The sequence below is a fragment of the Terrisporobacter othiniensis genome (assembly GCF_000808015.1).
GTDB classification, from domain to species: Bacteria; Bacillota; Clostridia; order Peptostreptococcales; family Peptostreptococcaceae; genus Terrisporobacter; species Terrisporobacter muris.
Genome location: NZ_JWHR01000044.1, coordinates 23,712 through 31,791 on the forward strand (window position 1 = coordinate 23,712; position 8,080 = coordinate 31,791).

At 27.4% G+C, this 8,080-nt stretch carries 5 protein-coding genes and 1 pseudogene; 1 reads left to right on the forward strand and 5 read right to left on the reverse strand.

Features of this window, described 5'->3' with window-relative positions:
• Window positions 1–36 precede the first annotated feature (36 nt).
• The gene (locus tag QX51_RS03955) at window positions 37–1,812 is read right to left on the reverse strand and encodes a BglG family transcription antiterminator (RefSeq protein ID WP_079764881.1); all 1,776 of its coding nucleotides are present in this window, start codon (window positions 1,810–1,812) and stop codon (window positions 37–39) included.
• 83 nt (window positions 1,813–1,895) lie between these two features.
• Window positions 1,896–4,013 (reverse strand): DNA topoisomerase III, encoded by a 2,118-nt coding sequence (locus tag QX51_RS03960; protein WP_039678617.1) that lies wholly within the window; start codon window positions 4,011–4,013, stop codon window positions 1,896–1,898.
• A 154-nt stretch (window positions 4,014–4,167) separates the two neighbouring features.
• Between QX51_RS03960 and QX51_RS03965 the strand changes: the two genes are divergently transcribed.
• Window positions 4,168–4,743: a nitroreductase family protein gene (locus QX51_RS03965; protein WP_039678618.1), complete on the forward strand. Its 576-nt coding sequence runs from the start codon at window positions 4,168–4,170 to the stop codon at window positions 4,741–4,743.
• 252 nt (window positions 4,744–4,995) lie between these two features.
• Here QX51_RS03965 and QX51_RS20540 read toward each other — a convergent pair.
• The 3 genes and pseudogenes from QX51_RS20540 to QX51_RS03980 form a co-directional block, all read right to left on the reverse strand.
• A pseudogene (locus QX51_RS20540) lies at window positions 4,996–6,158 on the reverse strand (IS256 family transposase).
• 170 nt (window positions 6,159–6,328) lie between these two features.
• On the reverse strand, window positions 6,329–6,547 hold the full coding sequence (locus tag QX51_RS03975) for a hypothetical protein (protein WP_039678619.1): 219 nt from the start codon (window positions 6,545–6,547) through the stop codon (window positions 6,329–6,331).
• 25 nt (window positions 6,548–6,572) lie between these two features.
• The gene (locus tag QX51_RS03980) at window positions 6,573–7,268 is read right to left on the reverse strand and encodes a hypothetical protein (RefSeq protein ID WP_039678620.1); all 696 of its coding nucleotides are present in this window, start codon (window positions 7,266–7,268) and stop codon (window positions 6,573–6,575) included.
• Between the last annotated feature and the right edge of the window lie 812 nt (window positions 7,269–8,080).

Sequence of the window (8,080 nt, forward strand, 5' to 3'; positions counted from 1 at the left end):
ATTAAAAGAGAAATTTATCTTTGTCTGTTTTTATATTTAAAACAGTTTTATGAACTTTTCATAGGATTTGTTTTCACAAATATTTACTACTTTTGATGTTGTATCTAATTTATTATAAATACTTGAAAATACTTGTTCATAGTCAAGTATTTTCTCGTTATTTAATGCTAACATTATGACAAGTCTAACTTTTCCATACTCCCAGTCTATAGGTTCTTTCAAAATACCCACAACTATTTTATTTTCTTTTATATTACCTTTTGCACCATGAGGCATTGACACCATATTTCCTATTTCTGTTGTGGCAATTTCCTCTCTTTCAAAATATGATGCTTTCATTTCTTCATCAATTATGTCATTTTTTAATAATGCATCACTCATAAAGTTTAAAACTTCGTCTTTGTTTTTGAAGTCTAAGTCTGTAAAATATAAATCTCTATCAAAGAAATCTTTCACATTAACATCTTCATAAACATATCCCGTATCCATAAACTTTTCTATTATTTTAATTTCTTTTTCAGTTAAAAATGGCGATACATTAATAACAGGCATTTTGTCATACTCCAAAGGCATAGTTGATATTAAGAAATCCACACTTGCGGAATCTATATAGTCAATTAAATAAGACGGAATAATTTTTACTATTTCTATCCTATCTTTAAATAGTTGCTGTAACTTGGTATTTATTAGCATGGAAGTACCTGCTCCAGATGCACAAACAATAATAACCTTAAATACTTTTCTTTTTTTGTTACTTGAGTATCTCTCCACTGCTCCTCCCACATGAACAGCAATATTGGACACTTCATCTTCACCAATTTTCAAACCTAGCTCATTTTCTATTGTTTTTTTAGCTATTTTGGCAAGTTCATAAGCATAAGGATATTTAATTTTCACATCATCATTTACCACATTATAGTTACAAATTCCCAGCTTATCTTTTTTAATTAAATTATTTATATGATTATATAAACATTCCATAAAGAACTCATCTTTACTAATATCTATGGCTGTGGCCAACTTCAAATTTTTACAAAATAAAGCAATTGCCTTAGTTATCTTTTCTTTATTTACATTATCATTCATTATGGATTCACGCTTAACTTTATAACTTTTTATATAACTTTCAATAAAATTTTCATAATTATAGTAATTGCTTCGACTTAGCTTAATAAAAATTGTACTACATAAATTTTTAAATTCTATATCACTTAAAATTAAATCTTCATTGTTTAAATATTTTAATATTTCATTTTTCAAGTTAAAAACTTTATTGCTAACATATTCACTTAAAAAATCTTGTAATACTAATTCATTATCTTTTCTAGAACATAAATCTATTATACCCCTTACAATTTCTTCTTCATTGGCATCTACACCTATACCATGTTTATGTTTAGATACAATATTTATATTATACCTACTTAAAATTTCTTTTACTTCTTTTAGATCATTTTTTACAGAAGAAACACTTATAAACATGGCATCTGCTAACTCTTCCAACTTGATACTTTTTTCTTCTTGTAAGTTTAAATTAAGCATTGTTTTAATTATAAACTCAATTCTATCTATGTTCCCTATATGATTATTGCTACATTCATTTATATCAATTTTTCCTTCTAGTTTGTAACCTACTCCCCTAATAGAAACTATTTTTGTATCCTTTAATTGTTTATTAATATCTTTAATTTCACTTTGGATAGTTTTTGTAGAACAGCCAACTTCCTCGCTTAAAGCTAAACTACTTACAGGATGATTTAATTTTTTCAATATTTCTATTATTGCCAAGGCCCTTGTACTTAAATTATTCATACTCATTCCTCTTTTGCTCATATCTTATATAGATTTTTATAAAATTCCCCAAATATTATTTACCCATTATATTTATATTAAATTTATTTTTTTAATTTTGCTAAAGCTTCTGCAAATGGGTTGTTGAAAGTTTCTTCATTTTTATTTTGATTTTTTAGATATTTTTGTATATCTTTTTTAGATCCCTTGCTTTTTTCTTCTGCTTTTCTTTTATTGAATGCAGATAATTTTTCTCTATATCCACAAGCACATGCAAATATTTTATTTTCACCTTCGCCTCTAAGTTCTAGTTTTTTATGACAGTTTGGACATCTAGAATTTGTTATTTGTGATACTGTTTTTCTTGTGTTACATTCTCTATCTTCACAAACAAGCATTTTTCCTTTTTTACCATTAACTTCAAGCATAAATTTACCACAGTTAGGACACTTATTTTTAGTTAAATTGTCATGTTTAAACTTGCTATCACTTCTATTTATTTCTTTTACTATTTCTTTAGTGTATGATTTTATATCTTCTATAAAAGCATCTTTGTTTGCTTTTCCATTTGATATATCAGTAAGTTTTTTCTCCCACTCTGCTGTTAGTGATGGAGTTTTTAGTTTTTCTGGTGCCAAGTCTAGTAACTGTCTTCCTTTAGAAGTTATATGTAGCTCTTTGTTGTTTTTCTTTTCCACTGAGAAAGAATTAAATAATTTTTCTATTATATCTGCTCTTGTGGCAACTGTTCCCAAATTATTTTTCTCCATTTCTGTTAGTAGGGTTGCTTCGTTTAAATATGGTGGTGGATTAGTTTTTCCAGTTTTAACTTTTACTTCTTCTATTTTTAATACATCATTTACTAATATCTCTGGAATAGTGTTTAATTTTTCATCTTCATCATCGCCATAAGCTTCTGTAAATCCAAGGTTAACTACTTTATTTCCTTTTACTCTAAAGTTTTCACCTTCGCATGTTCCAGTTATTGTTGTTTCCACATATTCAAAAGGAGGGCAAAGTACACTTAAGAATCTTTTTACTACTAAGTCATAGATTTTTCTTTCTTTGTCACTTAAATCACCAAGGAATACTCTTTCTTCTGTTGGTATGATTGCGTGGTGATCACTTACCTTTGAATTATCTACAAATGATTTGTTTCCTTTTATATTAGTTTTTAATAATTTAGTGCAAACCTTTGAATAATCACTTACATTAACAGCTTTTACTCTATCTTTTAAAGTTTCTACTATATCAGTAGTTAAATATCTAGAATCAGTTCTTGGATATGTAAGAACTTTGTGATGTTCATAAAGTTTTTGCATAATAGAAAGTGTTTCCTTTGCTGAGAAACCAAATATTTTATTTGCATCTCTTTGTAATTCTGTTAAGTCATAAAGAGGTTTAGAGTATCTTTTCTTATCCACTTTTTTAACATCAGTTATTTTTATTTCTTTATTATTTAATTTCTTTGCTGTATTTTCTACTTTTTCTTCATTGAAAGAAGTTGTATTATTGTTTTTGTCTACCCAATTCATTTTAAAATTAGAACTTCCTTTTTTAGTAGAAATCTCTATAGAGTAGTATTCCTTAGGTACAAATTTTCTTATTTCTTCTTCTCTTTTTAAAATCATACCTAAAGTTGGTGTTTGGACTCTACCACAAGAAAGTTGTGCGTTGTATTTTGTTGTAAGTGCACGAGTTCCGTTTATTCCCACAAACCAGTCAGCCTCTGCTCTTGCTATGGCAGAATGATATAAATTATTGTACTGTCTACCATCTCTTAATTTTTCAAAACCTTCTTTTATTGCTTTATCTGTACTTGATGAAATCCAAAGACGTTTAATAGGTTTTTTCACGTGAGCTTTTTCTAGTATCCATCTGGCAACAAGCTCTCCCTCTCTTCCTGCATCTGTTGCTATTACAATTTCTCTCACATCTTCTCTATTTAATTGTGCTTTTACTGTGTTAAATTGCTTAGATGTTTTCTTGATAACTACAGTTTTTAATTTGGGTGGAAGTATTGGTAAGTCTTCCATTTTCCACGACTTGTATTTTTCACCGTAACTCTCTGGATCTGCCAGTGTTACTAAGTGACCTAGTGCCCAAGTTACTATATATTTACTTCCTTCTATATATCCATTTTTATCTTTATTACAATTTAATACTCTAGCTATGTCCCTTCCAACTGAAGGCTTTTCTGCTAATACTAATATTTTTTTCATTTTAATCCTTCCTTATTTTAAATACTTTTTAAAATAATTTATTTCATTATTATGTCATTTTATGACTTTTATGATAATAATTTTACCATATATTCAGCCTGCTTCATAGGTATGTGCTAAACTATTATTATATTATAAATTAGGGAGTGATATTGTGATAAAAGATTTAGTAAAAAGAAGCAGAAGTTATAGAGTCTTTGATGAAAATTATAAATTAGATAGAAAAGATTTAGTAGAACTAATAGATTTGACTAGATTTTGTCCTTGTGGCAAAAATGGTCAGTATTTAAGATTTATTCCTATATATAAAGAGGAAGTTTTAAAACAAATATATCCTTATCTTGCATGGGCTGCTTATCTGAAAGATTGGAGTGGACCAGTAGAAGGTGAAAGACCTACTGGTATTATTTTAGTAGTTTCAAAAGAAGGAAGTTTAACTGATCCTATTTTAGCTTGTGATATGGGAATAGCAAGCCAAGCCATAATGCTGGGTGCTGTAGAAAAAAATCTTGGTGGTTGTATGATTAGAGCTTTAAATAGAAAAAAAATTGCTGAAGTATTAAATTTATCTGATGATTATATAATACATATAGCTCTTGCAATTGGAAAACCTGCTCAGGAAGTTATTGTGGAAGATATTCATGAGGGTGATGATGTGAAGTATTGGATGGATGATGATAAAACACATCATGTACCTAAAATTGTTCTACATGAGTTGATAGTTGAATAAAGTATTTTTTTAGATATTTTACCCTATGAAAAAGCCACGCCTTAGCAATTTTCGAGGTTGTAAATTAATTTGTGCTTTAGAGTAATTTCGCTCCTCTATCGCAATTTGATTTACTTATAATATTTGTAATACTTTGTTAAATATTCATAATTTGGATATTTAATTGTAAAGTGCTAGAACTAAATCTAGTGAAGTTTAAGGAATTTTTTAACCCTTATACTTCAACAAAATCTGAATATAGATTTTTAAAATTTATATTCTACCATCAAAGAATATAGATAGTTGGTTATAAATACTATCCCAATTTCTATATCTCATAGTCCACTTTTTCATTATATTTTGACTTGCTAAATAAAGCATTTTTAGCAATGATATATCTGATGGGAAAGTGGATTTTGTTTTTGTTACTTTTCTAAATTGTCTATTAACACCTTCAATTATATTTGTAGTATACATAATCGTTGTTATATCTTGTGGAAAACTAAAGAATAGTGAGATAACATCCCAATTGTCTCTCCAAATTCTTATTGCTGTAGGGTACTTTTTCCCCCATTTTTGCTCAACGACATCTAAAGCCGCCAAGGCTTCTGACTCATTTACAGCCTTATAAACATATTTAAAATCATTCATAAGTTCCTTAGAATCCTTGTAGGATACATATTTGAATGTATTTCTTATTTGATGAATTATATAACTGACTCCGGATAGCTAGCGCTTATAGCTTATTTAAAACCTGGTAAACCATCAACACTAAAAATTAGAACATCTTTTACACCCCTATTCTTTAGATCCGTTATGACACTATACCAAAACTTTGATGTTTCATTTTCACCTATCCATATGCCTAAAATATCTTTAAATCCATCTTTATTAACACCTAAAATCACATATGCGACTTTATTTTTAATTTTTGACTCATCTCTTACTTTGTAGTGTATAGCATCCATAAATACAAATGGATATACTGTATCAAGAGGTCTATTTTTCCACATTTTTGCATGTTCAATTACACGGTCAGTTATATGGCTTACATGTTCTGCAGAAATTTCAATACCGTATAAATCCTTTATTTGATCATGTATATCCCTAGTGGACATTCCTCGTGCATAAAGCGAAATAATTTTTTCTTCTAATCCAGAAATATATCTTGTATGCTTTGGAATTACTTGAGGCTCAAAGTTTCCATCTCTATCTCTTTGAATATCTAGTTCTATATCTCCAAATTGTGATTTGACAGTTTTTTTACTACTCCCATTTCGTCTGTTATCAGTATTTTTATTTTGGCTATCGCCTTTTTCATAACCAAGTTCAAGTGCAAGTTCTTGTTCTAACATTTCTTGAATTACATCTTTAAACATATCTTTTAGATAATTTTGAATATCAACTGGATTACTAAGTGATCCATCTGCAATAATTTATTTTATTAATTCTTTCTTTAATGTACTCATAAAAAATACCCTTTCCGGCATTGACTTTATATTTTTATCATTGCCATAAAGGAGTATTTATTTCATCATAAGCACAAATTATTTTATATTACCTTTACTTTAATATATTTACTACAACTTTAAAAATAAGAATTAAATTAGTTCTTATTTTTGATATTAAAATAACTAAGACCTATAACACCAATACCTACTAATTGAATTGACTTACATGTATACTCAAATAATAAGGTTGATAATTCAATGCTGTGTCCTTGGCCTAAAATTCCCCATCCTATTAGATATCCTAATGGCATTGAACATATGATAATTATTATCCCCAATATAAATAATCTATCAATATTATTTTCTCTTTTCATTTTTATAAGTTTTCCTCCAACTATCTTATTTTATTGTTCGATCTATACTATACATAAGTCCTTTCTTTGGAGTTGTATATGTACCTTTATGTGTTCTTATTACAGATTGTTTAGGTCCTATAATTTCATATAATTTTTGAGTGTAATTGCCTTTATCTCCTATGAATTTTATTCTATACTCTCTAGAATTTTTTGAACCTTTTGGACCTGTAAACTTATCTTCTACAGTATAAGATACACTTCTTTTACCTGTTATTTCTAAAAAGTTATCATAGGTACCTTTTACTGTTGCTGACATTTTATATGTAGCATTAATAGTTTTAGTTTGACCTTTTGCTACAGAGCATACAAACTTACTACCTAGGTTCTGATTTGTTTTAACATTTGACTTAGTTGTTTTTGTATAACGAAAGGAATCTATCATTGGTCTTATCATATTATTATCTATTTCATTATCTTCTTCAGAATAGATGACATCATGTATTAATATCACATCTCCATCATCTGCTTCATTTATTAAATCATCAATTTCTTCTTGCGATACTTTATCTCTAACTTTTTCACTTATTTCAACTTGAATATTTTTTTCAGTATTACTTTCAGTCAATATTGTATCATACTGATTTACAACTTCTAGAGCATTTGATTTTATAGGTATTTGTATTCCAATTATTACTGTTAGAGCTAATATAGCCCCTAATTTTAACTTGTTCAATTTCATAAAATCCCCTATTTATATTTTTTGACATTTTACTAGCATAAGTATTTATACTTAATGCCTATATCTTTTTATACTTTAATCTTTTAAAATAAGTTTTTATGTCATAGCAGAGTCCTCCCTTTTCTAAATACTTACTTATATTTTATTAATTGAAAAAGTTTTTTGTCAATATTTTACAACACTATGTAATCTTAAGATTTTGTAATTTTTTATATCATGGTTGAGTTATCTAAAATATCGAGTTTCAAAATAGATTATTTTCACAAAAAAATAGCCACATAAGCAAGGTGGCTTAAGGTGACTATTAAACCATATATAATAATTACTTATATATAGAATAAAAATATTACTAATATACTACTAAATAATAAAAGTACTTGTTGCTTCATCATCTAATCAAGATACATGGAAAAATAGAGATTACAACAAAAAAGCAATAGTAATAACTCCTACACTTAATGTAAGAAAATCAAGACCAGATAAGAATGGAAAACTTGGTAAATATGATTTCAAATTAAAAGAAGGAGATATTATAGAAGTAGGATATGTTCTTAATGGATGGGCTTCTATTTGGATAGAAGGAGATATGTGTTACATAAATACTGGTAGTAAGTATATAAAATTATTGTAAATAAAAAATAAGGTGTCTAATGAAAAGCCACCTTTAAGATGTAATAAAATTAATTTTTAACTAGGTAATTTAAGGAATTTTTTTAACCCTTATACTTCAACAAAATCTGAATATAGATTTTTAAAATTTATATTCTACCATCAAAGAATATAGATAGTTGGTTATAAATACTATCCCAATT

Bases quoted from the DNA above. Each gene is read 5' to 3' on its own strand.
- QX51_RS03955 (WP_079764881.1), bottom strand. From the start codon at position 1,812: ATGAATAATTTAAGTACAAGGGCCTTGGCAATAATAGAAATATTGAAA.
- QX51_RS03960 (WP_039678617.1), bottom strand. From the start codon at position 4,013: ATGAAAAAAATATTAGTATTAGCAGAAAAGCCTTCAGTTGGAAGGGAC.
- QX51_RS03975 (WP_039678619.1), bottom strand. From the start codon at position 6,547: ATGAAAAGAGAAAATAATATTGATAGATTATTTATATTGGGGATAATA.
- QX51_RS03980 (WP_039678620.1), bottom strand. From the start codon at position 7,268: ATGAAATTGAACAAGTTAAAATTAGGGGCTATATTAGCTCTAACAGTA.